This is a genomic window from uncultured Coprobacter sp. (genome assembly GCF_947855755.1).
GTDB lineage: Bacteria > Bacteroidota > Bacteroidia > Bacteroidales > Coprobacteraceae > Coprobacter.
On record NZ_CANUAR010000014.1, the window covers coordinates 12,910 to 38,971 of the forward strand.

A 26,062-nucleotide genomic window follows, 5' to 3' on the forward strand; every position below is an offset into this window, starting at 1 on the left:
AATACTCGTCTTTTTTATGAAAAATAATTTATCACCATCCGATTTCCAGTTCGATGAATTGCTCTTGTAGACTCATAAATATTCTTTCTATTTTCTGTACCTAAACATTGCCTATTAATAAGAGTCTGTTTAAATTTTCCGATGCAGAAATTTATCAGGTATTCTTTGCGTTTTCCTTCGATTTATTTTCCCATTTTCATTCATTGGATAAATCGTTATCATCCTCAATTGAAACTCTCAAACCTGACCCGAATAAAATTGAGACAGTTTCTAAGACAACCTCTAAAAATTTTTATACCCTATGATTACGAGCAAATAAAGACAAACGTTCGTCCAACAAATCATATTGGTTATCCTTGATAAAAGAAGTACAAGCCCGGATTCCTTCCTGACGACTTCCCGTCGTAATAAGAGAAATAGAACTTACACCATAATAGATCAACTCCTTCATCAATTCTCCTCCGGTCATTCCGGGATAACCGATCGTAAAATAAAAACCATCAGCCAAAGGTTCTCCTAAGTCGGTATCATATACCAGATGAAAACCGTGCCGCAGAAAAATTTCCTTTAACCGCTTTGCCCTACGCCCATATTCCTTCACTTCTTCCAGAAATGTAAAATTTCGATCTGAAGCGGCCTTCATCATCGCAGCCATAGCATATTGTGCCGAATGGCTCACCCCCGAAGAGATTGCATACAAAGCCCGATGAATAAATACCGATCCGAATGTCCCTCCACCATAACGATCGGTCAATCCGGGATACACACGATGATACAATTTATCGGAAATCACGACCACACCTATCCGCTGTCCGGCATAACTAAACGCCTTAGATCCAGATATTAACAATAAATAATTATCGGTATAACGAGCAACAGAAGGTTGGAAAGGCGGAAGAAACGGCGTTCCCAAATTTTTTCGAAAATCCATTGCAAAATAAGCAAGGTCTTCCAAAACAATTACATCATATTTATTTGCCAAATTTCCAATCGTCTGCAATTCCTCTTCTTTGAGACATATCCATGAAGGATTATTCGGATTAGAATAAATAACTGCGGCGATATTTCCTTTTTTCAAATAGCTTTCCAACTTTTCTTGAAGCTTATCTCCTCGAAAATCATATACATCGAAAGCTTCATATTTATATCCGAGTACTGCTATTTGCTGTTTTTGTACAGGAAAACCGGGATCTATAAAAAGTATTGTGTCTTTCTCCGGATTACACTGTCCCGATACCAGAAACGAAGTGAATGTACCCTGCATAGAACCTACTACCGGAACGCATCCTTGTGGGTCGACATCAATATCGATAAATGCTTTTACAAAACGTGCAGCTTCTTTTTTCAGACAGGGTAAACCATCTATAACCGGATAAATAGAAGCGACTCCGTTACGTAACGCCTCGATCTCCGCCTCTACTCCGACTGCAGCAGGAGGCAATCCCGGAACTCCCATCTCCATATGAATAAATTCCTGGCCTGTTTTTTCTTCAAGACGCGATGCGATTGCTACTACCTCCCGAATAGTCGCCTTTCCGAAATCCGGAATACACATCTCATCGATAGTCTCATTTACAATATCATAGTCAATTGGTGTATTTTTCATATTTATATATTTTTCGATATTCTCTCAGATCAAACAATTTTATCTTATATCGGACAAAAATCAAAGTGCAGGAACAAATATATAAATTATTTAATAATAGACTTTCTTTTTCTCTCTTTTAATGAAAGGTTTACTACTTTTCGAAGTGAATTATAACAATTCAGAAGCACAATCATATTCATAGAATCGGTCGGTAAACATAAATGATCAACTTATGCTTACCGACCGATTCTACTATAACAGACCATTGATCTTTAAGAGCCTGTCTTTAAATCTTCCAATAAAAAATATCCGAACAAAATTTAAACAGGATATTAATCTAATGGCAAAATTTCCTCTTCACATTGGGTCAGTTTTTCTATTCCGGAAGCTGTAACAACAAAAGTATTCTCTATGCCGACAGCACCGACTTGAGGTATGACAAATTTAGGCTCCAACGCAAAAACCATTCCCTCAGCTAAAATATCTTTTGAACGCGGAGCAAACACAGGAGCTTCATTTAATTCTATTCCGACTCCGTGACCTATAAAACCGGCTTTTTGACGATGTCCCATAAAATTAGCCTCAAATCCTGCTTTTTTTGCAATTTCAAAAGCCAGATCATATATCTCTGACGCCGCAACACCCGGTTTTGCCATCTTCTCGATTTCCGACTGTATTTCCAACGACACATCGTGTGCTTCTCTGGCTTTCTCCGGAATTTCTCCCAACGAAAATACTCGGGACATATCACTCATATATCCGGTGAAATTTCCTCCGATATCAACCATAACCGTATTTCCCGGTCTCATGATAGAACCGTTACTGCTAATCGGAAGCGAAGGATCGAGCCCCGCTCCGCCAAGTGCAAAATCGTAGGGTGAAGGTTCATCTGCATTTTCCCCTGCAAGAACACTTCCCATATATATTTCCATACTTTTTCCGAAAATACGTACCAGCCCTAAAGATCCATGTAATCGAGCTAATCTTTCGAGTTCTATCGAATATTCTACATCCGACATCCCCTGCTTATAGACAGATGGAGCTTTGCGATACATAGATGAATGATGCGCTGCAGATTCCCGAATCAAACCTATTTCATAAGGAGTTTTAATAGTCCGCACCCCTCGTATCAAAGGAGTTCCGTTTTCAATTTTTGCTTCAGAAAAAATATTCCTCAGCCGTATCGACTCATTATAAGTCAACGAGTCATTTTCAAGCAACAGAATTTTCGGTAGAGCAATGCCCAAGCGTCTTAATTCATCCGGAATTTGTTCCGGCTTGCGAATATAAACGACATTTTCTCTCGACAATCCCACCGGACGGCGAACAAAATAAATCATCTCACCTTCCGCCGGAATGTATGTATATCCTGAAAATACTCTTCCCGACGTATAAAACAGATTTGCATTATCACTCACAAGAAAAGCATCTGCCCCACTCCTGCATATTACGGATTGTATTTTACTTTTCCGTAATTCGATCTCGGTTGTAAAATTTTTTGCGTACATATATTCTTTACGATAAATTCATAAAATAATCGGTCAATTCAGAAAACGAATCAAATGCCAGATCAAATCGATCGGTCGCTCCAAAGCCGTACCGAACAAAAACAAAAGGCCAACCGGCCAAACGTGCTTGTACTCCGTCACCTTCAGTATCACCTATATACACGGGACTCTTTAATTGAAACCGTTGTTGAAGCAACTGCATATTTTCTCCTTTTTGCAAATGGGTATCCCCAAATGAAATAGAACTAGATATCCACTTTTCTATTTCTGCAAATTTAGCAAAAATCTGCAATTCTCCTTTCTCACAATTGCTCAATAAAAAAAGCCGGTATATCCTTGACAACTTTTCAATTCCGGCCTTTACCCCATCGAATAATTTACCTCCCCGTACAGGTAACTCCCGGGCCTCTATTTCATGAACGCGGGTTACAAACTTTTCGCGATCTTCAGAAGTCATTCCGGGAGTAATTACCCGCATAATTTCATCGATAGGAATCCCCATCAGTTTTAATAACTCTTCTCTCTTCAGTACGGTAGAATCGCCTATTTCCTCAAAAGCCTTATTCCAACACAATGTATAAGTATCTACGGCATCCCAAAGGGTACCATCCATATCCAATACAAGTGCATCCGGTTTTGTCATTATCATAACAGATCAATACATTTTTCAAGTTGCATAAATCGAGAACCTTTTACCAAGATAGTAAACCCTTTTAACGGATCAGATTTCAGAGAATCCGCTAAGGCTTCTGTCGTAGGATAACACTCCAGTCCCTCGGCTACTTTAACAAATTCCATGCCGGAAAGAATAACTTTGTCAAATCCGGCATTCTTCAATTTATCGACAATTTTCCGATGTTCAGCTTCACTGTCGATGCCGAGTTCTCCCATATCCCCGAGAATAACCGCTTTATGGGGAACATCCATTGCAACAAAATTATCCAATGCAGCATTCATACTTGTAGGATTAGCATTATAAGCATCTAAAATCAATGTATTGTTTCCCGTCTTCAACAATTGTGAACGCCTGTTCTGAGGTTCATATTCTTCTAAAGCTTTTTTAATCGCCATAGCAGGGACTTCAAAATAGGCTGCGATAGCAGAGGCTGCCAGCGCATTCGGCAAATTATAATTTCCTATAAGATGTGTATTGACACTAATCAGACTCCCCCCCTGCCTTATAAAGTCAAATGATAAATATGGCGAACAGTTTGTTAATTTTCCGGAAATAAATAATCCCGGAGTCTCTCCGTATTCACTTTTCTCAAGACCTTCGCTTCTCGGCTGTAGAAAAATATTCTCATGGTGTAGAAATACGTGCCCGCCACGTTGACGAATATAATCATACAATTCACATTTTGTTCTAATCACCCCTTCAAAAGAGCCGAAACCCTGCAAATGAGCTTTCCCTACATTCGTAATGATTCCGAAATTCGGTTCGGCAATGTTCGCTAATGCTCTAATTTCTCCGGGATGATTTGCACCCATTTCGATAACCGCTATTTCATGAGCTTTCGTCAGCCTTAATAAAGTAAGAGGCACTCCGATATGGTTATTCAAATTTCCTTCCGTTGCCAAAACATTATATTTCTGAGATAAACAAGCTGCAGTCAACTCCTTAGTCGTCGTCTTACCGTTAGTTCCGGTAATAGCAATTACCGGAATATTCAACACCCGACGATGAAACCTCGCTAAAGCCTGTAAAGTCTGCAAAACATTATTCACCAAAATAATACGTTCGTCTGTAGCCACTTCGGGATCATCTACAACAGCATAAGCGCACCCTTCGGACAAAGCACGTAAAGCAAACTCATTTCCATCGAAATTCTCACCCTTTAATGCAAAAAAAATAGAATCACAGATACATTTACGGCTATCTGTCGTAATCGTACGATGTTCTTTAAATATCGAATATAATTCTTCTATCGTCACCTTTATATCAATTTTTTATATCGGCGAAATTACACTATTTTTTCAAAATAGAATTCTTGTCCGCCAAGCTTTATACTCTCTGTCTCAACTTTTTTCTTCTGCCTTCTTATTAATCCCGAATGTCCGGTCTATCTTCAAGAACGGCAATACGGCAAATCCCGGTAATGTACAAATCATCACCCATATAAAAAATCGGTTATACCCGACAAGCTCTTCGATCCACCCGGCCGCCATTCCGGGAATCATCATCCCGAGAGCCATAAATGCCGTACAGATCGCATAATGAGCAGTCTTGTGTTCTCCTCCCGAAATATAAATCATGTACAACATATAAGCCGTGAAACCGAATCCATATCCCAACTGCTCGACAGCAACTGCAATATTTATCCACAACAGGCTCTCCGGTTGCACATAAGATAAATAGACATAGACCAAATTAGGCAGAGAAATAGCCAAAGCCATCGGCCACAACCAGAAATGCAAACCCTTTCGAGAAGCGACTATTCCACCCAATATTCCACCGATAGTCAAAGCAATAACTCCCACAGTTCCGTAAACCATTCCGACTTCTCCGGTTGTCAATCCCAATCCTCCGGCATCCCGGGCATCAAGCATAAAAGGAGAAGCAAGCTTCAACAATTGCGATTCCGCCAACCGGTAAGTCAACATAAAAAGAATACCGACCCCGATTCCTTTTTTTCGAAAGAACGAGACAAAAGTCTTCCAAAACTCACGGAACACTTCCTGTACCGTACGAAAATTTCCTTGTCTGTCTCCTGTCGGACAAGGAAGCACCCACTTATGATATCCTGACAAAAGCAGAAATATCCCGGCCAATATAAAAAAGGTAATCGACCATGCAAACGGGATATTTCCCGACAATCCCCTGAACGAAGCCTCACTTTTTCCGGTAAGCATTGCATCTGCCCGTATAACCATATAAGCAGGCTTATCTCCATTTATATGAGTAAAAACCAGCCTTTCTCCTGCAATTAATTGAAAACTGTTATCTCCCCGCCACAAATGAGTGTTCAACACGATTTCTCTATCCGGTTCAGGTATTCTCGCCGATTTAACGGAAATAATTCCGACATTTCCCGACATGACGGAATTTTCCGTTTTTGCATTCCCTTCGTCACCGAAATGTTTCCGTATAAAATTTCCTAAAGGACGTGAAACACAATTCTCCCACCAAGATTCTGTTAAAAGGCTCTTATCCTTATTAGGCGACATCGTGCCCCCTTCTGCAGAAACGAAGCCTTGTTCACGATTATAATTATTTACTCTCGATACTACATTCTGTACACTGTCTGCCGATATTGTACCGGGAGCTATATAAAGGGTCGAAGATGAAAGGATAAAATCTTTCTGACTCGTAATGAATCGTTCATTTCCCGAAACAGGTGAATTCATCACTGTAAATTCCACAGGAGAATATCCCGAAACGATTTCAAGCCACCCGGCAAGAATAATCAACAGACCTTGTCCCGTAATCATGGCAATGCGGTAAAAAGTGCTGCGAATGCCGACATAAAGAGATTGCTCATGGGGTGTGAGTGCAATCATATAAAATCCGTCGGCAGCAATATCATGAGTAGCCGAGCTGAATGCCAACAACCAAAAAAACGCAAGCGTGGCTTGCAAAAAGAACGAAGCGGGAATCGTAAATGCAACTCCGGCAAGTCCGGCACCGACCAGCAATTGCATCACTATGATCCACCAACGTCGGGTTTTCAAAATATCGACAAAAGGACTCCACAATGGTTTCAACACCCATGGCAAGTACAACCAGCTGGTGTATAATGCGATCTCTGTATTGGAGATTCCCATGCGCTTATAAAGAATTACGGCAATAGTCATTACAGCGACATAAGGTATTCCTTCTGCAAAATAAAGTGTCGGAATCCAGTACCACGGTGACCGTCTATTTATTTTTCTCAGTGACATATCGGCTTTTATATTTTACGCCATTCCTTGCATATTCGGTTCGTTTCTTCAAAGGTTAAAGAGACTTGTCCAAATATATTTATAATCTCTTCTTTTGTAAATCGTTCGAAATCGGACTTACGAGGTAACGGAACGACCCCGCTCAAATCAATAGCTCCCGGACTGACCAACCGCTGTTTATTTCCTTCTTCATAATATTGAGTCGGACGATGTGCACGGCGAGGTAATATCCATAACCTCCACACCGGAACTTCATAAACACACAATATATTCATCATCGGTTCTGTATCTCCATTGAGAACAGGCAATAATCGCAAGAGCAAATCAAAGGCTTCGACAATTCCATTCATTTGTCCCGATTCTATAAAAAACACGCTTTGAGGCCATCGTTCGAGTCTGCCTAACAGAATATCTCCGTCTCGATATATTGTCTTTCCCTGTTCACGATAAATATCGTTCCAAAGATACTCCAACGGAACAAACCCTTTGTTACCTGCCTGAAAATGCATGTGATCGGGAGCAGAAGCCCCGCAACGAGGACCATTGTAAAAGACGATATAACGGTCGATAGCCCGGGCTAAATCCAGCATATCGTTCAGTCGTCCTCGAATTGTCTGCGGTGTATGTATGACAGACGGGAAAGTCAGATGTTTAGGGAAAATAGGATACGGATTGGCAAGCATGACATACTTTCCGGCAACGATAATCCCGACTTGCTCCGCCGGTCTGTTTTCCTTACAAAGAAAACATTTCCGTTTTTGGATAGATTGCCGGTCGACAACTGCCGCTGCCGAACGTATTCGTTCCGGATTAAACTGCAATGTAACGGGAACTCCCTCCACAAATACCATCCGAGTTTCCACCCTTTCCAATGCCTGACAATTCTTATCGAGTAACGCCCACATAGAGCGTTGCTCTCGGATGAGACGATCTGCACAGTCCGAATCGATCTCAAATTTACTCATTTTTCATTCATTTTTTTCCGCGCCTCTATTTCGAAACTACGCAATTTGTCTTTATACGAATTATTCGCATTTATTCTTTCTACGGCAAGTGCGGCATCCGAATTGCCCTCCCAGCGACGACAAAGATATATCGGCTCATAGATGCGTCCTATTTTATAATTCCGTGAGAACATCAGTCCGAGAGCATAATCCTCGCCGTAACTGGTATTCGGTACGGTGACCTTTCGGAGCAACTCGATACAAAAAGCACGTGGAGCTCCCAATCCGTTAATGCGTAAAGCGTTATTATGTCCATTTTCGTCTGTCCACTCCCGATGGTCGATAATACCCGGCGGAATGACCTGCATATCGAAATCGGTCATAATGTAGCTACCTACCACCATGGCGCACTGCTCACGATGAAACATGTCTATAATTTTTTGCAGCGTATGCTTGTCTTTATAAACATCGTCGCTATCGAGCTGTACAGCATATTTTCCACATTGAGATGCAAATATCCCGACATTCCAACACCCGCCTATTCCGAGTTTGTCTTCTTCGGGGATAAGATGAATCAGTTTTCCATCCGAACTCAGATCTTTTAAAATGTCCGTTGTTCCGTCCGTCGAATGATTATCTATTACAATTACATTGAAAGGGAAATCGGTCTCCTGTCCCAATGCCGAACGTACAGCATCCCCAATCGTTTTCGCCCGGTTATATACCGGAATAACGACCGAAGCCTCCACGTCAAACTGCATTGCAGATGCATCGAACGTTCGCGTTCGTGCAGGAAGCCACGCACCGATCGTTTTTAAATAATCGGTACAAGCTCGTTCCATCTCTATCTGTACGGCACGGTTGCGCGGATCGACATAGTCAAACTGCTTTTCTCCGGATTTACGGAAATCATATTCGTCTTGAGAATATAAAAATTCAGGGATATGTACAGGCAAATTTTTTCGGGAAACCCGTAAACGCAAGTCATACCATCCCGCATAACGGTATATCTCTTTCATCTGTCCGGCAGCCTCCCGAATAGAGCGATTCCGATAAAACAGAATAGTCCCGAAATCGAAATCATCCCTTATACTACCGGACAGATAATCTATTACCGGATGTTTTTCTTCTTTTCCGGCAGTGTTTTTATAGTAATCGGCATAACAAAGTCCCGATCCCGTATCTTCCGCAATACGAACAAAACGGTCTATTGCACAACTCCCGAAACATACCGGACTATATCCCGAACAAAGTATCGTATAACCGTCTTCAGGAATATTTTCGGCAATTTGCCGTATGGTTTCCGTAGAGTACAGATCATCGACAAACAAAGACCTGCACCCTTCGATACCCGGATCATTCCGGTCTTTTGATAACAAAAACATTATCGATAACGGATAACGGCTCTTTGTGAGAGAAGCGACAGTCGAAGATACTTGCTCGACAGAATCAAAAGGAAGAAAACAATATATTACAGGAGATTCCATAATTATAATTATTGGTGTTTCATATATTCATCGACAGCTTTCTTTACCGATCCGTGCAGTAACAGCAGCCCCTTTGCCGTATCATAATCCAAGCCCGTTTCTTCCACAATCATGCGTGTCCCTCGGTCTACCAATTTTTGATTGGTCAATTGCATATTCACCATTCGGTTGCCTTTCACCCGTCCCATTTTTATCATTGTGGCGGTAGAAATCATATTCAAAACCAACTTTTGCGCCGTACCCGATTTCATACGTGTACTTCCGGTCACGAACTCCGGTCCTACGATGATCTCGATAGGAATATCAGCTTCCCGAGAGACCGGAGAACCCAGATTACAAGAAATGGAAGCCGTAAGAATTCCGGCTTTCCGACAGTGATGCAACGCTCCGATCACATAAGGCGTCGTACCGGATGCTGCAATTCCGATTACCGTATCGAGGGGACCGACATTGCGGTCGCAAAGCTCTTTCCATCCCTTCTCAGCACTATCTTCTGCAGCTTCTACCGGATTGCGCAATGCAGTATCGCCTCCGGCTATGAGTCCGATCACATAAGTACTCGGCATGCCGTAAGTGGGTGGAATCTCCGAAGCATCCAATACGCCGAGCCGTCCGCTTGTACCGGCCCCTAAATAAAAAATACGACCGCCCCGTTTCATCTTCGGGACAATCGATTCTATCAGTTTTTCGATCTGAGGTATTGCCTTTTCTACCGCAACGGCAACTTTTTTATCCTCTTCGTTGATTCCTACAAGTAATTCATGTACCGATTTCTCTTCCAAATGATCATGTAAAGAGGGCATTTCGGTTATTTTTTCAAATTTCATCTTAATTCAATTTGCTGTATTCAAATGATATTTCACAAGCTCCGTAATAGGAACAGACAGAATTTTGCCGACCGTCAAAGAAAGAGATCGCGCCACCTCTAACAATACCGAACGGTAATAATATGCCACAGAACCTACCATGTGCACCGTTTCTCCTTGAGGATAATACAAAACGTTTCTACGAAAAAAAGATGTGAATGCATTGACCGCCAATAGCCGTATTTCAGGTTCGTCAAGATTTTCCGCAACAAACGGAGAAAGCGAAGCGAGAAACCGGTTCGGAAACGGCTCTTTATAAACAGCCTGCAGAATCTGTTCCCGAGAAAGTTGGAAACGGGCAAAAAAACGTTCTCTTAACGGTTGGGAAAGTTCCTCTTTCAGGCAATCCGCCACCAAACGCCGCCCCAAATCCGCTCCGCTTCCTTCATCTCCTAAGATAAAACCGAGAGGCGAAACATGCCGCACTATATTTTTCCCGTCATAATAACAAGAATTCGACCCTGTCCCCAATATACAGGCAATGCCCGGTTCATGTCCGCATAACGCTCGTGCAGCTCCTAACAAATCGCTGTTTACTTCGACTTGGTCACAACCGATCACATATCGTAATAATCCCGAAATCATCTGACATTGGACCGGAGTAGCACATCCAGCTCCGTAAAAGTGAACTTCGGTTATATCGGTAACAGGAAGTCGTTCGAGTACCTCTCTCGACAATATTTTCCTGATCTCGTCATCCGTTTGGAAAAAAGGATTTATTCCCGCTGTCTTAAATGCGATCGTTTGAGTCTCGTCTGCCAAACACCAATCGGTTTTGGTAGAACCGCTATCTGCTATCAGTATCATTTTTTCAATTTTCTGGAAATTGTTGCAATGTATCAATTTTTTCGGGAATCGGATGAAAGTCGTCTCTAAAAAAATATTGAAATATCCCGTGTCAATATATTCTTTCAATCGCACTGTTACGATAATAATGCGACAATATTTCCCGATAAGAGTACCCCTTTGTCCCCATCACCGCCGCACCGATCTGACAAAGACCGACTCCATGCCCCCAACCTGCCCCTTTCAAGGTATATGATTGCGGAATACCGTCTTTCACATTTTCCGGATGCACCGTAAATGCAGAACTGTATAAATGCGAAGCAGACAAAATACGCCGAATAAACAACTCTTTGCCCACAACACGTGAAACTTTAGTCCCTACAATACGCAACCGGACAATTCGCCCGGAAGCCCCTCTCGCCAAAGGAACAAGCGAAACAATTTCACCGAAATCTATACCCGACCGTTTCCGGATAAGGTTCGCCAGTTCCGACTGGGAGTAAGATACCGACCAACGGTAAAAATCGGTTGTCTCCTGATCATACCCGTTCAGCACTTGTTCCAAAATCTTCGGGTCTCGTGTATTACAAAATGCTTCAGGCGAAGATTCTATAAATCCCGAAGCATTCTTCTCATCGACCAAGTCGGGGATTTTTTCATCCGAAAACTTATCATACACAGGGATAAGGTAAGGATGATGCTTCTCTTCCCAACAATTTTCAAACAGCTCGCTTACTCCGCCACAACATTTTGAGAATCGTGCATCGCAAATCCGGCCTTCACTTGTCAGGACTTCGCCACGGGTAGATCGTACAGCTTCTACCACCCGAGGGGTAGCGATACGGGTTATCCCCTGATAACGTTGACAATGATCGTCAGCACAAACATCAAATAAAAAATGATCTTCCCTATCATACCAACAGACGATTTCATCAGGGTTTTCCCTCTTGTTACTTGCCCTTTTATTTCCCGGTTTCCCATTAAAACGGGGGAGTTGGGCCAATAACCAGCTTCGGGAAATTACAGCATGAGCCTTAAGCAATTCAAGCGAAGCCGAAGCACTCATCTCCGATGATATGACACTCGTCAAATATTTTTCCAAAGCAATACGGTTTATCGCTACAATCTCCGTGTCATCGGTAATCAGTTTCAATATTCCGGAGAATCGTTGTGTTTCTTCCCGCTCCCAATGAAAATCCACACCGATAGTCACATTGTTCAAATCGAACGAACAGTTCTCATTCTCCGGAATGAACATCAATGAATCGTATTCCTTACCATTCCATAATATTCGATTGCCGGACAAGCATATAACCTTATGCTCCCCCTCAGTTATTATATCGGAAGGAGATACCGAAAACTTTCCGTTCAATCTGAAAACGATCTCTTTACGGTGTAAAATACCGACTTCGATCCGGGGTTCTGTCATAGGTTTTTAAATATGAAAACAGATACAAAGTAAATGATTTTATTCCGGGATCTGCCGCTTTTCGACAAATGAAAAACAGGTCTTGCAATCATAATCACTTCAAATAAACACCTTTTTCTTTCAAAGATTCATTTTTCGTTTGATATTCTTCCATACTCCTCCAGATTTCTGCAGTATTACTTTTCGGATATTCTCTTTTCATCACAATACTATCTTCGAGGTAATAACCTTCATGAACCTGACGGGTCAGAAAGAACGAGGTGTCGGTCAGCATCGTCGCATTAAATTTCGCACTCCACGATCTAAGATCATTATATTCTACCAATAATACCGCATTTCTACCCTCTTGTGACAATAATTTCACCTTCCCTTGTTCTATCCGATTTCCGAAATAATAGGTATAGACATAATCCCCTATACTGTCCTTATCTGTCAGTATCTTCATCGAAACTATAATTTCATTACGACTCAAACTCCAAGCCCAATTCCCCCCAAAATCGAAAGTCGTCAGACTGTCCGAATCGCTCAATAACTCAGCCGAAGATTCCGCCTCTTTTACCTCCCGAGAACGGGGACTCCCCGTACACGAAACCCATAAAATCAGGTGCAATATAATAACACCATAAAACAGACTTCTCATAATCGTGCGAATTTAATATTTTTCATAAAACAAGATCAATCTCGATGCATTCGCTTGTAGTCTTCAATTACCCAACGTCCCTCTTCAAGTTCTCCTTCGGAATAGTATTTTGTCATAATAATACTATCTTCGAGGTAATAATCCTCTGGCTTCTGTCGGGTCAGAAAGAATGAGGTATCGGTCAACATCGTCGCATTAAACTTTGCACTCCACGGTATGGTAGCTTTGTCATCCCCTACCAAAAGTACTGCATTACGACCATCCTGTGACAATAATTTTACATAACCTACTCTTATGCGGTTTCCGAAATAATAAATATATAAGTAATACCCCACACTGTCTTTATGTGACAATATCTTCATTGAAACCGAAGCTTCGTCGTCATCTGCAAACCAATGCCAACTTCCTTCAAAGTCGAAATCCGTCAGGCTCGAATCGTACAATAACTCAGCCGAAGATTCCGGCTCTTTTACCTCCCGAGAACGGGGACTCCCCGTACACGAAACCCAGAAAATCAGGTGTAATAAAATAACACAACAAAACAGACTTCTCATAATCGTGCGAATTTAATATTTTTCATAAAACAAGATCAATCTCGATGCATTCGCTTGTAGTCTTCAATTACCCAACGTCCCTCTTCAAGTTCTCCTTCGGAATAGTATTTTGTCATAATAATACTATCTTCGAGGTAATAATCCTCTGGCTTCTGTCGGGTCAGAAAGAATGAGGTATCGGTCAACATCGTCGCATTAAACTTTGCACTCCACGGTATGGTAGCTTTGTCATCCCCTACCAAAAGTACTGCATTACGACCATCCTGTGACAATAATTTTACATAACCCACTCTTATGCGGTTTCCAAAATAATAGGTATATAAGTAATATCCAACACTATCCTTATGTGAAAATATTGTCATTGAAATTGCTGCTTTACCAGAATTATTCCATCCCCAATGTCCATAATAGTCAGGAGCTTTTATACTATCTATATCTTTGTAGATCTCAGTTGCAGCACTATTCCCCGCTTGGGAATCAGCCTTCCCCGAACAAGAAATAAAAAATATCAGGTGCAGTACCAATACACCATAAAACAGATTTTTCATATCAATATTGTTTTAACATTTCATCATACGACTTGAATTTATTCATTCGGTTCATCCAGCCATTAAAAAACTCTTTTTGAGATTCTTTACTATTAACAATTTTATTATAATTATCTATCCTATTCTTTTTATACTGTTCATAAATCTCTCCGGGATTCGGATGCTGGTTCAACGCCTCGATCGTTTCCTGGCCGATAAAGCCATCTACATCTACCTGACCACCCAGTTGATTGATTGCCCGTTGCAGATTTCTTACAGCCGCATCTCGACCGGAATTTATATAAAAATCGAAATAGAGCTGCCGGATAACCGGATCATCGATCTCTCCCGCTCTCGAAGGCTTCCAAAACTCCTCTCTGTAAATCTTCTTTGCCCCCTCAGGTGTAAGCTTCTTCAGATTTTCCACTGTCGGTTCCACACCGATATGTTTTTTTGCAAATGCGTTCCACGTGCTCGACGATATACCGTGGTTGGTCGCTCCGCCTCTATCATAACGGCTGTTGACATATCCCCCTTCGCTTTCCAGAACTTTGGCTACCTGATCCTCAAAACCGCCCGGTTCCTTGTCGGCCCGCCTACGTTCCAACTCCTCCTGACCGAGGGGACCTTCTCCCGCACTATATTCAAGTCCGGAACGGGGACGGGGCGGATCGGGTACAACAAATGTACTTAATAAAGGCGATTTTGTCAATACATCCCAACCATAATATTTCTCGCTTTTTTTATTGTCCTGCGAAAGCGGAACTTGTGCGGCTTCCCGGGCAGAACTTTGACCGGCATTGCCGGTATCCGGACGATCCTTTGTCCGGTCGCCTTCCGATAGCATACTCAAACTGAAATTTCCCCGAGAGTCTCTGTAATCTTGTCTTTCGGATCGATCTCCCGGTGTCGAATTGCCGGAGATACTTTTCATCGCCTCCTGATAGGTACGGTCACGCCCCGGTCGATATTGATACTTGGGATTATCCGCATCCCAAACCGAGATTCGGGCAGGTATCCATTTCCCCGGAAACAGAGATCGCTTCATAAAACTGTTGGTTTCAGGATTCCATAATACTTCTTCGGGTATCCCATCTTCATAGTTCAAGTTTTGTTTTGACATAATTATGATTTTTATAGATTAACAATTACGCCGATAAAAATAAGCCTGAAAAAAGTGCTCTTTATGCGATAATTATAAAATCGTATAGGTAATATTTATATACTTCTTGCATATACCTTTTCAGGGGAGTGTACAGATAGTTTATCTCTTGTAAGATAACCGCTTTAAATAAGCTGACCCGATCGTATTTTTTATTGGAAAATTTAGACAGTCTCTAAAACTATCCGTAATTTTGTACCGTATTTAAACATTGAATACTTTATATGAAATATATGGATACTCGTAAACGGGTTTCCTGCGGATTATCAGTTTTCCGCAAGATCAAAGGTCTGTTCGTTACAGGATGGAAACGTTACAAATCATTATACCGGAAGTCTCCGTGGTATAAGAAAATCGCGCAAATAATACTGACCTTTATCTTATTGTTCATTTTCTACCTGTTTCTGGTAGATATTAATTTTCTTTGGTTGTTCGGAAAGTCTCCCGGACTTGCAAGCATCAACCATCCTCAGCAAAACATTGCATCCGAGATTTACAGCGCAGACAGCAAACTGATCGGAAAATATTTTAGGGAAAACCGTACACCCGTCAAATATGAAGAGATCTCTCCGATAATCATCAATACTCTTATCTCGACCGAAGACGAACGTTTCTATAAGCATTTCGGAGTCGATATACAAGGAGTTTTCGCTGCCGTGAAAGACATGACACATGGCAAGGCACGAGGTGCCAGCACCATCACTCAACAACTGGTAAAAAACATGTTTAAAGTCCGTTCGCAATATTCTACCGGACTTTTAGGATATATTCCGGGAGTAAAACTCTTGATTATGAAATCGAAAGAATGGATCACCGCAATCAAAATAGAGATGTTCTATACCAAGCAGGAGATACTGACCATGTATTTCAATACCGTCGATTTCGGCAGCAATGCCTACGGTATAAAAACAGCATGCAAAACCTACTTCAATACGACACCTAAAGATATTACTTATGAACAGGCCGCTACACTTATCGGACTGTTAAAAGCGACCACAACCTATAATCCCCGCGTGAATCCTAAAAACAGCCTGAAACGCAGAAATGTAGTACTTGACAATTTACAGGCTCATAAGATAATAACAAAATCACAATGCGACTCTTTAAAACAACTTCCCATACGGCTTCATTACAACATGGAGTCGAATTATAACGGATCTGCTCTTTACTTCAGAGAAGCTGTCGCAGAATCTCTGAAAGAATGGTGCAAAGACAATGACATCGACCTCTATTCAGATGGGTTAAAGATATATACGACTATCGATACTCGCATGCAGGCGTATGCCGAAGAGGCCGTAAACAAACAGATGCGTATCGTTCAGAGAAATTTTGATAATCACTGGGGAAAAATAAATCCTTGGCAAGATAGGAATCATAAAGAAATCCCCGATTTCATAGAAAATCTGGCCCGAAAAACCTCAGCTTACAAAATTTTGGAAGAGAAGTTCCCGAACGATCCGGATTCTGTCACTCTCTATTTGAATAAACCTCATAAGTTGAAAGTTTTCGATTATCGACTCGGACGTAAAGATACGACATTCAGCACAATGGATTCGATCCGTTATATGGAACGCTTTATGCATTGCGGATTTGTTGCGATAGAGCCGCAAACCGGTGAAGTAAAAGCATGGGTGGGAGACATCGATTTCGATTCTTGGAAATATGACAAAGTTCTGTCAAAGCGCCAACCCGGATCTACATTCAAACTTTTCGTATATAGCGAAGGCTTCAATAAAGGTCTTTCTCCTTGTGACGAACGCATCGACCAATATATAGAATGGGACGTACTCGAAGACGGCAAACCGGCTAAATGGATACCTCACAACGCAAACGGTATTTACACGGGTGATACGATGACTCTGAAAGCTGCTTTTGCCCGTTCTATCAATACGATAGCCGTGCAGATAGCCAGGGAAGCCGGAATCCCCAATATTATAAAAACAGCTCATGCTATGGGTATAAAAACTCCGTTGAACGAAACACCGGCCGTTTCACTGGGGGCTTCGGACGTATCGTTATTGGAACTGGTAAACGCTTACGGAACTGTTATAAATGACGGTATGGTACACGATCCGGTTATGGTGACACGCATCGAAGATAAAAACGGGAAAATCATTTATCGCCATAAACAAGAACAAAAACAGGCATTACCTTATGAAACAGCTTTCCTTATGACACAAATGCTTATGGCCGGGCTTACCGAGCCGATGGGAACTTCTCAAGCACTTTGGGGATATGATCTTTTTCGATACAATACCGATTTCGGCGGAAAAACAGGAACTTCGTCTAATCATTCCGATGCATGGTTTGTGGGAGTAACACCGAATCTTGTGGGAGGTTGTTGGGTCGGAGGCGAACACCGCAGTATCCATTTCCGTACGGGAGCACTCGGACAAGGTAGCAGAACCGCATTACCGGTATTCGGATATTTTATGGAAAAAGTTCTTGCCGATGACAGCCTGTCAAAATATCGGGCACGTTTCCCGAATCCGAAACAAACCATCTCCCGGTCATATCAGTGCCGAACTCCTTATCCCCCGATAGAGCCGGACTCTATGGATATGGCAACAGACAGCATAGCCGTAAGTACAGATAGGTATATAGATAAAGATAGTCTCGTTTCCGAAAAATAAAATTCGGCATACTATTCGGTATCGATTTTTGCCTTTCGAGCCTAAGAGTGTTGATACCGACGCTTGATATGATACAAATATCCGTCTTTCAATAAACGTGCGCCAGTCTGTTTAAAAAAGATCGGGACTTTGCCATGAATACATTGCTTCCGGATATTCAATACCCAATCATAATTGCATATCCGGGCTCGGTTTCCCGATTCTCCTCCTACGATCACCTGTTCTACCCATGCGCCACGTCTCAGGACGCCACCGGTCAGCATCTTCCACAAAAAAAATCCGAACTGAAACAAGTGTAAACCAGAGTGCCCGGTTTTATTTTATAACTTTTATCCCGTTTTCGTCTTACAGGAAGATCGAAATCCCGGGTACGTGTTATCACCGAACTATCTTTCCCGTGTCTTTCGTCTATACGGTACACATAACAATTCCTGCAACCTTCACTTAGTTTGTGACAACCATGCCACGGATTCCAAGAAGCCATTTGTCCTCCTTTTTCTTTGCTTGGTAAAGGTATGGAATTTTGATTCGACAAATCGATTACAAGGCATTTTTAACTTCCGGATAAAAATACTTATTTATACCATATCGAACCGGGTTTATTACCCATTTCAAACTCAAGGGTAGAACCGTTCATGATCTGTTCGTGAGTGATGTAACTCTTATCATAAGGGTTTCCGTTCATCTTTACCGACTGTATATAGATATTTTCCCGACTTACACCTTTCGCCAATACGGTAAAGATTTTTCCATTCGTCAAATTTATTCTTACTTCAGGAAAAAGAGGCGTTCCGATTTCATATCGACCGCTTACCGGATCGACAGGATAAAAACCCATGGCACTGAACACAAACCAAGCCGACATCTGGCCACAGTCTTCATTCCCGCACAATCCGGCAGGAGTATTCAGATACAGTTCATGCATCACTTTAGCCGCATATTCCTGAGTCTTCCACGGTTTGCCGACTTTATTATAAAGATAAACGACATGATGGCTCGGTTCGTTTCCGTGTGCATACTGCCCGATCATTCCGGTACTGAAAATCGGCAGATGATCATCGGCATCAGGAGCATAAGTAAACATACTGTCGAGCTTTTCCGCAAAACGGTCTTTGTTCCCCAATAAACCGATCAACCCATCTATATCCTGCGGAACGTACCAGAAATATTGCCAAGCATTGCTCTCTGTAATATGCTCGGTATAGTCTTTTGCCGCAAAGCCGGAAATAAATTTACCTTTACTATCTCGCGGCTGCATAAAAGATGTCTCGGGATTATATAAATTCCGGAATGATCGAGAACGCTTGTAAAACCTTTCCGCAATTTCCTTTTTCCCCATTTTTTCAGCCATTCTGGCGATACAATAATCGTCATAAGCATATTCCAAAGTCTTAGACAGTGACTCTTTTTCCATATCATACGGAATATAACCGTATTTTTTATATAACCCGATTCCCCGATAATCGTCTCGATCGGCAGAACTTACGCAAGCTTGCAAAGCCTTCTCCGCATCAAAATCACCGATCCCTTTCAAATAAGCATCCACAATAACCGGGACAGCATGGTAACCGATCATCATATCGGTTTCGCAACCATACAGATTCCAAAGGGGTAAACTCCCGTACTGATCATAAAATGCAAGAAACGCCTTCACCATATCGTCAGTCCTCTCCGGCTCGGTATAAGTAAACAGCGGATGAGAGGCACGGTAGGTATCCCACAGCGAGAATGTCGAATAATTTACCCACCCGTCCGCTTTATGTATCTTCTTGTCCGGACCGAAATAAGATCCGTCCGCATCGCTGTAAATAGTAGGAGCGATCATCGTATGGTACAAAGCCGTATAAAATTTCACCAAATCATCCCGATCACCTCCTTTTACCTCGATTTTCGATAATTGCCTATCCCAATTTTTTTCAGCTTGTAAACGATAACGATCAAAATTATTGTCAGGAACTTCCGCTTTAAGATTCAAGGCCGCCCCTTCCATACTGACTCCTGAAATCCCCGTATTTACCAGAATTTGTTCACCTTCTTTCGTACCAAAATCGAATCGGGCGACATAAGCGGTTCCGATCCGCCCTTCCTCCGGTGTAGAAATGGCTGTCGTATCGATATGGCAAATAGTAAAAGGTTTAGAAAAACGGGTTTGGAAATATACCCGCTGGTCGGGAGACCATCCCCGAGAAAAACGGTATCCCCGTACCGTTACCGAATCGATCACCTCGATATACGAATCTGTTGTAAAATCCCAGTTCATCGCTTTTTTCAAATTCAGAAAAACCGCAGCTTCCGCTTCCGGAAAAGTATAGCGTTGTATTCCGCACCGTTCAGTCGCCGTCAACTCCACATGAATGCCGTAATCTTTCAACAACACCTGATAATATCCGGCAGATACCGATTCATCGTCATGAGAAAATGAAGAATAAATTCCTAACGGCTGCGGAGCTTCCCGATAAGGCAATGTCACAGGCATGAAAGAAATATCATACAGATCTCCCGCTCCCGTTCCGGAAAGATGTGTGTGGCTGAATCCGGCAATCGTACTGTCCGGATAAAAATAGCCGGCAATGCGATCCCAACCCGGCAACCCGTTATCGGGACTGAGTTGTACCATACCGAACGGAACTTGCGCACCCGGATAAGTATTTCCCGTAAAATCCGTTCCGATCAAAGGATTTACATACTGAACATAATTGTTTTCTGTTTTCTTGGTTGAATTACATGCCGACACGAATAATAGTATCAGAACAAACGATAAAGGAATATTTTTCAAGACCATTCAAAGTGTTTTAAGGTTTGCACAAATTTACTTAAAAATACGAATCTGTCTAAATTTTCCCATAAGAAAACATTATCGGGTCATCTTTGTGTTTTCTTCCGGTCTGTTTTCCCGTTCTTGAAAAGACAAGTATTTTATATTAAGACGCTCAAAACTTAAAAATCCCTTACTCCATTATGAATTTAAAATTCTTTTTGTCTAATTTTACGAGTCAGATATTAGAGCCTGTTTAAATTTCACTCGGGTCAGTTTTGAGAATTTCTTCCGAGTATGTTTTTCTGTTTTTACGAGGAGGATAGCGGGCTATCTGACGAACGAAAACGGGGAAAAAGACCGGAAGAAAACACAAAGATGACCCGATAATGTTTTCTTATTGGAAAATTTAAACAGGCTCTTATAAAAACAATAAAGATGAAAATAGACCATATCGCTATTTGGACAGACGACATCGAGACGATGCGTGACTTTTATCTTACCTATTTCGATGTAACCTGCGGAAATAAGTATGTAAATCCGATAAAAAATTTCACTTCCTATTTCCTATCTTTCGGAGATGGAAATGCCCGTATTGAACTGATGACAAAACCCGGAATAGAAGAAACAAACGGGAAACGGGGTTTTATCAAAGGACTTGCACATCTCTCTATCACCATCGGCTCAAAAAAAGATGTCGATAGTCTTACGGAACGCTTGAGAACAGACGGCTACACCATTGCCGGAGAACCCCGTACATCGGGCGACGGATATTATGAAAGCGCCGTTCTCGATCCTGAAGGTAATTATATCGAGCTTTTGGGAGAATAATATATTTATTCTCCAACTCCACGATTCTCACATGAAATACCCGAATATAATAAAAAAGCAGCTATAAATATAGTAGCTGCTTTTTTATTTGCGGAGGGAGGGGGATTCGAACCCCCGATACGCTTTTGGCGTATACACGCTTTCCAGGCGTGCCTCTTCAACCACTCGAGCATCACTCCAAGATTCTGCGAATCTTCATTTGCGGTGCAAAGATACTCTTTTTTCTCTGATTTTACAGATGATTTGCCACAAAGATTCAAACCGCATTTTATCTATTCATGTTTTTTAACAACTGTTTCACCGCTACAATTTAAACAGAATTTCAGCATTCCGGGAAGTTCGCTCCTCAACTTCTTGATTAGAAAGACCCAATATTTCCGCGATCTTCTCTGCGGTTTTTACGATATAAGAAGGTTCGTTACGTTTCCCGCGAAACGGTACAGGAGCTAAATAAGGTGCATCTGTCTCTAATAAAATCCGGTCGATTCCTATCTCCCTTACCGTTTCATCAAGACGGGCATTTTTAAAAGTCACTACACCATTGATACCGAAATAAAAATCTCCCAATTCCCGAATTATCTTTACTTGATCGGGAGTCCCGCCAAAACTGTGAAAAACACCGGTCAACGATAACGACGAAAGAGATTTTAATGCCGCAACAGTTTCGTCAAAAGCATCCCGACAATGGATTATCACAGGTATTTTTTTATTGCAAGACCAACGTACTTGTGAAGTAAAGGCATCGATCTGTTCCCTTAAAAATGTCTTGTCCCAATACAAGTCCATACCGATTTCACCCACAGCGCAATATTCTCCCCGGTCCAACTCAGCTTCAATACACGACAAATCCCGTTTATAATCTTGATTTATCGAAGTCGGGTGCAATCCCATAGCACCTTTACATAATGAAGAGTAACCGCTCAACGTTTGTCGCAACGCACCGACAGTCTCTACATCTACATTCGGTAAAATCATACGAGTAATTCCCGATTTCTCCGCTCTATCGATTACAGCTCTGCGATCCTCATCAAATTCCTGAAGATATATATGGGTATGCGTATCTATCATAATCCTAATTTTCTCTCTCCATAAGCGTTGCCGAAAGTTCCAACAAGGGTTCTATGTATTCAGGCTCTACATTTATCTCCTTTAACAGTTCGATACCTTTCCTATAATACTCCCACATCTTGTTTTCGCACAGTTCTTTTATTCCTACACGGGTATAAATATCCGTCACACAACGAATTTTCTCATCCGCGTCATATTCCTTTGCACCAATCCATGACAGAAGATCGTCTTTGTCTTTACCTTCAGCCAACCTTAATGCGTTAATCAACATATATGTTTTTTTATTATTGAGAATATCGCCACCTATTTTCTTACCGAACACAGCAGGATCTCCATACACATCCAGATAATCGTCTTTCAACTGAAATGCCAATCCTATATTTACACCGAACCGATACAAACGGTCGGCATCAGAGGGATGAGCTTCGGCTATTACTGCTCCTATTTTAAGCGCTCCGCCTAACAAAACGGCAGTTTTAAGCCGTATCATCTCTAAATACTCTTCTTCCGAAACGTCATCCCGACTTTCAAATTCCATATCATATTGTTGCCCCTCACAAATTTCCAAAGCTGTTTTTGAAAAAATATCAAGAACTTCTTTTCTACAAAAATCCGGAGCTTCGGACATTTGCATATAAGCCAATATCTGCATGGCATCTCCCGATAATACGGCCGTATTTTCATTCCAAACTTTATGCACCGCAGGCTTTCCCCTCCTCACATCTGCATTATCCATTACATCGTCATGCAACAACGTGAAATTATGAAACATCTCCAACCCTATAGCCGGAGAGATGGCACGGTGATAATCAGTTCCGAACAGTTCACAAGCCATCAACATCAATACCGGACGAATACGCTTTCCCCCCAAAGAAAGTTCATAACGTATCGGTGCATACAGATTATCGGGTTCGGAAGGATACGGAATAGCCGCCAAACCATTATTTACAGCCTTTATATACTTATCAAGGATTTCCATATAGATTTTTTAATTATAAATCACAAAGTTATCAATAAAAATGAAACGCCGAAAATGTAATAAAGGATTACATCACGACAAAAAACAAAAAACGCTTTCTTCGAACAATTCCCCCCCGTTGCCACCATAAGACGAAAAACAACATTCTGCCGATACAACAGGAGCAGAAAAGAATAGATATAAATCGAGTATGTTATGACAATTTACGAATAAAGCGGCTCAAAGCATCGACCAATCCTTCCGCCAATGGCAACGAAGGATCTGCATACACTTTCATTTGTTCTTGCGGATTCATGCTGTTACAGACCTTCAGCACATGGTTCATACCATCTATTAACAAGAGCTCGGCACGAGAATCAGCATGCTTTAGCCGTTGAGCATCCTGTACAGATACCTGGATGTCTGTTTGTCCCTGTACAATGAGTTTTGGAATTTCCAACGAAGCTATCAGCTTTTGCGGATCATAGCGATACCAAGAAATCAGGTAAGGCTGAACAGAAGGTCGAAACAAGGTCTGTAAATAAATAGGCACATCGGTCACTTCACGTCCCTCTTTCAATGAGGCATTAATGTCGGCCACCTGCTTCTGTACGGCCTCAGGAGTCATCTGTGCCGCTACTTGCGCCTCTATGATTTCATCGGCCGGACGCCCAGCTCCTGCTAATGAAACATAACCTTTTACTTTAGGATTATTCCGGCAGGCCATCAAACCGATGAGCGCACCTTCACTGTGTCCTATAACAACAACTCCCGTAAAACGTTTGTCAGCAGAAAGGAAATCTATCCACCCCTTCGCATCGGCAATATAATGTTCGAAACGAAGTTCTGATTCCTGTAAACCTGCCGCAGCACTGGATGCTACACCTCGCTTGTCGAAACGCAAAGAAGGAATACCGTTCTCAGCCAAGCCTTCGGCCAGGTATTTCAAAGAATTGTTCTTTATATTTCCCATGGTAGTATTACCGTCCATATCCGTAGGTCCCGACCCCGCTATGAGTAATGCTACAACAGAAAAAGAGACCTTATCATCAGGCAAAATCAGTCTCCCACATATAGTCCCCGTAGGAGTGTTCAAACTCACAGCCTCTTCCTGCAAAGCAGCATGTAAAGATAAAGCAAACAAAGAGAAGAAGAGAAAAAATATCCGTTTCATAATAATCAGAAATTGATGTTTCCTAAGTAAGTCTCAAAAATACATTTTTTCATTAGAAAAGATATATCCCGATAAGAGAAAAAAAGAGTCGTGACACATTTTCTACTATTAAAATCAAATGGATATATACTTCTATCAAGAATTTTCCGTTATTAATATCGAAGAGTATCGTAGCTTTTCAAAAAGAGATTTTCCGAATCCTAAAAAAAACGTATCTTTGAGCCCCGTAACACCATGCAAATGATGAATCGACATATATTCGTTCTGGTTTTGTCCATCTTTTATTTTACGGCTAAAGCGCAAGAAGGAAAGTCGGCCTTCGACTTTCTTAATCTTCCCATATCTTCGCATATCAATGCTTTAGGAGGAAACAATATCTCGATCATCGAAGAAGATGTTTCGGTCATCCAGCACAATCCCGCACTTTTAGGCCCGGAAATGAATCTTCAGCTTAATCTGAATTACATGCGATATGTCGCCGGAATCAATTTGGCAGGAGCGACATTCGCTAAAGCCGCAGGAGAACGGGGTGCATGGGCTGCAGCCATCCAGTATGCAGGATACGGATCGATGAAACAAGTCGAAGCAAACGGTGTGATCACAGGAACATTCAGCCCCAAAGATATGTCGATCAGCGGATTTTATGCACATGATATTACCGATCGCCTGCGGGGAGGAATACAGGCAAAATTTCTTTATTCTTCTTATGAACAATACACTTCTCTCGCATTAGCTATCGATTTGGGTATCAACTATTATAATCCCGATAACCAGCTTTCACTCTCCATAGCTTTTAAAAATCTGGGCGGACAATTAAAAAAGTATAACGAAAACCGGGATAAAATGCCTTGGGATATTCAACTCGGACTTTCAAAAACTTTGGATCATGCTCCTTTTAGATTTTCAATCACAGCCCAACATTTGAGCCGATGGAAATTACCTTACACAACTCCGACAACAGGAGAATATAACAGCGGTGAAGATGAAATAAAAGAAAAAGGCAATTTTGCTACCGATTTGTTCAGACATCTTGTTTTCGGAATAGATTATATTCCTTCTCGTAATTTATACATTGCATTAGGTTACAATTACAAATACCGGAGCGACATGCAAACTTACGGACGAAATTTTCTGTCCGGTTTTACCGTAGGAGCAGGAATCAAGGTAAAAATGTTCGGCATAGGAGCTTCATTAGCTCAACAACATGTCGGAGGAACGACTTTCATGTTTAATCTCACAACCAATATATCGCAATTTATACAACATTAAAATA

At 41.6% G+C, this 26,062-nt stretch carries 20 protein-coding genes, 1 tRNA gene and 2 pseudogenes; 3 read left to right on the forward strand and 20 right to left on the reverse strand.

The annotated features are described in order from the left end of the window. Window positions 1–292 precede the first annotated feature (292 nt). The 14 genes and pseudogenes from Q0093_RS08690 to Q0093_RS08755 form a co-directional block, all read right to left on the reverse strand. Window positions 293–1,606 carry a pyridoxal phosphate-dependent aminotransferase gene (locus tag Q0093_RS08690; protein WP_297929734.1) on the reverse strand — a complete coding sequence of 438 codons (1,314 nt, stop codon included), beginning with the start codon at window positions 1,604–1,606 and terminating at the stop codon, window positions 293–295. A gap of 314 nt (window positions 1,607–1,920) precedes the next feature. Beyond that, entirely contained in the window at window positions 1,921–3,096 is a 1,176-nt protein-coding gene (locus Q0093_RS08695) for a Xaa-Pro peptidase family protein (RefSeq protein ID WP_294178692.1), read from the reverse strand. A gap of 7 nt (window positions 3,097–3,103) precedes the next feature. Continuing rightward, the gene (locus tag Q0093_RS08700; protein ID WP_297929736.1) at window positions 3,104–3,745 is read right to left on the reverse strand and encodes an HAD family hydrolase; all 642 of its coding nucleotides are present in this window, start codon (window positions 3,743–3,745) and stop codon (window positions 3,104–3,106) included. After that, on the reverse strand, window positions 3,742–5,028 hold the full coding sequence (gene murF / locus Q0093_RS08705; RefSeq protein WP_297929738.1) for a UDP-N-acetylmuramoyl-tripeptide--D-alanyl-D-alanine ligase: 1,287 nt from the start codon (window positions 5,026–5,028) through the stop codon (window positions 3,742–3,744). Before murF ends, Q0093_RS08700 begins: the two co-directional genes overlap by 4 nt. Before the next feature lie 1,413 nt (window positions 5,029–6,441). Then, window positions 6,442–6,975, reverse strand: a pseudogene (locus tag Q0093_RS14875) (MFS transporter); the annotation flags it as partial. 8 nt (window positions 6,976–6,983) lie between these two features. Then, the gene (locus Q0093_RS08715; RefSeq protein ID WP_294178685.1) at window positions 6,984–7,940 is read right to left on the reverse strand and encodes a DUF4922 domain-containing protein; all 957 of its coding nucleotides are present in this window, start codon (window positions 7,938–7,940) and stop codon (window positions 6,984–6,986) included. Next, window positions 7,937–9,406 (reverse strand): glycosyltransferase family A protein, encoded by a 1,470-nt coding sequence (locus tag Q0093_RS08720; protein ID WP_294178683.1) that lies wholly within the window; start codon window positions 9,404–9,406, stop codon window positions 7,937–7,939. Before Q0093_RS08720 ends, Q0093_RS08715 begins: the two co-directional genes overlap by 4 nt. An 8-nt stretch (window positions 9,407–9,414) precedes the next feature. After that, entirely contained in the window at window positions 9,415–10,233 is an 819-nt protein-coding gene (gene murQ / locus Q0093_RS08725; RefSeq protein ID WP_297929743.1) for an N-acetylmuramic acid 6-phosphate etherase, read from the reverse strand. A 6-nt stretch (window positions 10,234–10,239) separates the two neighbouring features. Next, on the reverse strand, window positions 10,240–11,079 hold the full coding sequence (locus Q0093_RS08730) for an ATPase (RefSeq protein WP_294178679.1): 840 nt from the start codon (window positions 11,077–11,079) through the stop codon (window positions 10,240–10,242). 91 nt (window positions 11,080–11,170) lie between these two features. Beyond that, the gene (locus Q0093_RS08735; RefSeq protein ID WP_297929745.1) at window positions 11,171–12,487 is read right to left on the reverse strand and encodes a SpoIID/LytB domain-containing protein; all 1,317 of its coding nucleotides are present in this window, start codon (window positions 12,485–12,487) and stop codon (window positions 11,171–11,173) included. 94 nt (window positions 12,488–12,581) lie between these two features. Further along, the gene (locus Q0093_RS08740) at window positions 12,582–13,127 is read right to left on the reverse strand and encodes a hypothetical protein (protein ID WP_297929747.1); all 546 of its coding nucleotides are present in this window, start codon (window positions 13,125–13,127) and stop codon (window positions 12,582–12,584) included. Between the two features lie 35 nt (window positions 13,128–13,162). Beyond that, window positions 13,163–13,681, reverse strand: coding sequence for a hypothetical protein (locus Q0093_RS08745; protein WP_297929749.1), 519 nt, complete (start codon window positions 13,679–13,681; stop codon window positions 13,163–13,165). 35 nt (window positions 13,682–13,716) lie between these two features. Next, the gene (locus tag Q0093_RS08750) at window positions 13,717–14,229 is read right to left on the reverse strand and encodes a hypothetical protein (RefSeq protein WP_297929751.1); all 513 of its coding nucleotides are present in this window, start codon (window positions 14,227–14,229) and stop codon (window positions 13,717–13,719) included. 1 nt (window position 14,230) lies between these two features. Continuing rightward, a complete protein-coding gene (locus tag Q0093_RS08755) occupies window positions 14,231–15,331 on the reverse strand; it encodes a glycosyl hydrolase 108 family protein (protein WP_294178531.1) in 1,101 nt (366 codons plus the stop codon). Between the two features lie 263 nt (window positions 15,332–15,594). On the opposite strand from Q0093_RS08755, the gene Q0093_RS08760 reads away from it, so the two are divergent. Continuing rightward, window positions 15,595–18,003, forward strand: a complete 2,409-nt coding sequence (locus Q0093_RS08760) for a transglycosylase domain-containing protein (protein ID WP_294178533.1) — start codon at window positions 15,595–15,597, stop codon at window positions 18,001–18,003. A 41-nt stretch (window positions 18,004–18,044) separates the two neighbouring features. Here the strand turns inward: Q0093_RS08760 and Q0093_RS08765 are convergent. Together Q0093_RS08765 and Q0093_RS08770 are read right to left on the reverse strand one after the other, a co-directional pair. After that, a pseudogene (locus tag Q0093_RS08765) lies at window positions 18,045–18,487 on the reverse strand (DUF5131 family protein). Between the two features lie 90 nt (window positions 18,488–18,577). Beyond that, window positions 18,578–20,785, reverse strand: coding sequence for a GH92 family glycosyl hydrolase (locus Q0093_RS08770; RefSeq protein ID WP_297929753.1), 2,208 nt, complete (start codon window positions 20,783–20,785; stop codon window positions 18,578–18,580). 411 nt (window positions 20,786–21,196) lie between these two features. Between Q0093_RS08770 and Q0093_RS08775 the strand changes: the two genes are divergently transcribed. Next, window positions 21,197–21,589 carry a VOC family protein gene (locus Q0093_RS08775; protein WP_009318661.1) on the forward strand — a complete coding sequence of 131 codons (393 nt, stop codon included), beginning with the start codon at window positions 21,197–21,199 and terminating at the stop codon, window positions 21,587–21,589. 91 nt (window positions 21,590–21,680) lie between these two features. On the opposite strand, the gene Q0093_RS08780 is transcribed toward Q0093_RS08775, so the two are convergent. The 4 genes from Q0093_RS08780 to Q0093_RS08795 all read right to left on the reverse strand — a co-directional run bounded on the left by Q0093_RS08780 (window position 21,681) and on the right by Q0093_RS08795 (window position 24,789). Next, window positions 21,681–21,768 (reverse strand) — tRNA-Ser (locus Q0093_RS08780). Window positions 21,769–21,892: 124 nt separating this feature from the next. Continuing rightward, on the reverse strand, window positions 21,893–22,657 hold the full coding sequence (locus Q0093_RS08785) for a TatD family hydrolase (RefSeq protein WP_297929755.1): 765 nt from the start codon (window positions 22,655–22,657) through the stop codon (window positions 21,893–21,895). 4 nt (window positions 22,658–22,661) lie between these two features. Continuing rightward, the gene (locus Q0093_RS08790; protein WP_297929757.1) at window positions 22,662–23,636 is read right to left on the reverse strand and encodes a polyprenyl synthetase family protein; all 975 of its coding nucleotides are present in this window, start codon (window positions 23,634–23,636) and stop codon (window positions 22,662–22,664) included. Between the two features lie 193 nt (window positions 23,637–23,829). Then, window positions 23,830–24,789 carry an alpha/beta fold hydrolase gene (locus Q0093_RS08795; protein WP_297929759.1) on the reverse strand — a complete coding sequence of 320 codons (960 nt, stop codon included), beginning with the start codon at window positions 24,787–24,789 and terminating at the stop codon, window positions 23,830–23,832. A 240-nt stretch (window positions 24,790–25,029) separates the two neighbouring features. On the opposite strand from Q0093_RS08795, the gene porQ reads away from it, so the two are divergent. Continuing rightward, window positions 25,030–26,058, forward strand: coding sequence for a type IX secretion system protein PorQ (gene porQ / locus Q0093_RS08800; RefSeq protein WP_294178545.1), 1,029 nt, complete (start codon window positions 25,030–25,032; stop codon window positions 26,056–26,058). The last annotated feature ends 4 nt before the right edge of the window (window positions 26,059–26,062 follow it).

Bases quoted from the DNA above. Each gene is read 5' to 3' on its own strand.
- murQ (WP_297929743.1), bottom strand. From the start codon at position 10,233: ATGAAATTTGAAAAAATAACCGAAATGCCCTCTTTACATGATCATTTG.
- Q0093_RS08730 (WP_294178679.1), bottom strand. From the start codon at position 11,079: ATGATACTGATAGCAGATAGCGGTTCTACCAAAACCGATTGGTGTTTG.
- Q0093_RS08755 (WP_294178531.1), bottom strand. From the start codon at position 15,331: ATGTCAAAACAAAACTTGAACTATGAAGATGGGATACCCGAAGAAGTA.
- Q0093_RS08790 (WP_297929757.1), bottom strand. From the start codon at position 23,636: ATGGAAATCCTTGATAAGTATATAAAGGCTGTAAATAATGGTTTGGCG.
- Q0093_RS08720 (WP_294178683.1), bottom strand. From the start codon at position 9,406: ATGGAATCTCCTGTAATATATTGTTTTCTTCCTTTTGATTCTGTCGAG.
- Q0093_RS08770 (WP_297929753.1), bottom strand. From the start codon at position 20,785: ATGGTCTTGAAAAATATTCCTTTATCGTTTGTTCTGATACTATTATTC.
- Q0093_RS08690 (WP_297929734.1), bottom strand. From the start codon at position 1,606: ATGAAAAATACACCAATTGACTATGATATTGTAAATGAGACTATCGAT.
- Q0093_RS08695 (WP_294178692.1), bottom strand. From the start codon at position 3,096: ATGTACGCAAAAAATTTTACAACCGAGATCGAATTACGGAAAAGTAAA.
- Q0093_RS08735 (WP_297929745.1), bottom strand. From the start codon at position 12,487: ATGACAGAACCCCGGATCGAAGTCGGTATTTTACACCGTAAAGAGATC.
- Q0093_RS08760 (WP_294178533.1), top strand. From the start codon at position 15,595: ATGAAATATATGGATACTCGTAAACGGGTTTCCTGCGGATTATCAGTT.
- Q0093_RS08700 (WP_297929736.1), bottom strand. From the start codon at position 3,745: ATGATAATGACAAAACCGGATGCACTTGTATTGGATATGGATGGTACC.
- Q0093_RS08795 (WP_297929759.1), bottom strand. From the start codon at position 24,789: ATGAAACGGATATTTTTTCTCTTCTTCTCTTTGTTTGCTTTATCTTTA.
- Q0093_RS08740 (WP_297929747.1), bottom strand. From the start codon at position 13,127: ATGAGAAGTCTGTTTTATGGTGTTATTATATTGCACCTGATTTTATGG.
- Q0093_RS08745 (WP_297929749.1), bottom strand. From the start codon at position 13,681: ATGAGAAGTCTGTTTTGTTGTGTTATTTTATTACACCTGATTTTCTGG.
- Q0093_RS08750 (WP_297929751.1), bottom strand. From the start codon at position 14,229: ATGAAAAATCTGTTTTATGGTGTATTGGTACTGCACCTGATATTTTTT.
- Q0093_RS08775 (WP_009318661.1), top strand. From the start codon at position 21,197: ATGAAAATAGACCATATCGCTATTTGGACAGACGACATCGAGACGATG.
- porQ (WP_294178545.1), top strand. From the start codon at position 25,030: ATGATGAATCGACATATATTCGTTCTGGTTTTGTCCATCTTTTATTTT.
- Q0093_RS08715 (WP_294178685.1), bottom strand. From the start codon at position 7,940: ATGAGTAAATTTGAGATCGATTCGGACTGTGCAGATCGTCTCATCCGA.
- Q0093_RS08785 (WP_297929755.1), bottom strand. From the start codon at position 22,657: ATGATAGATACGCATACCCATATATATCTTCAGGAATTTGATGAGGAT.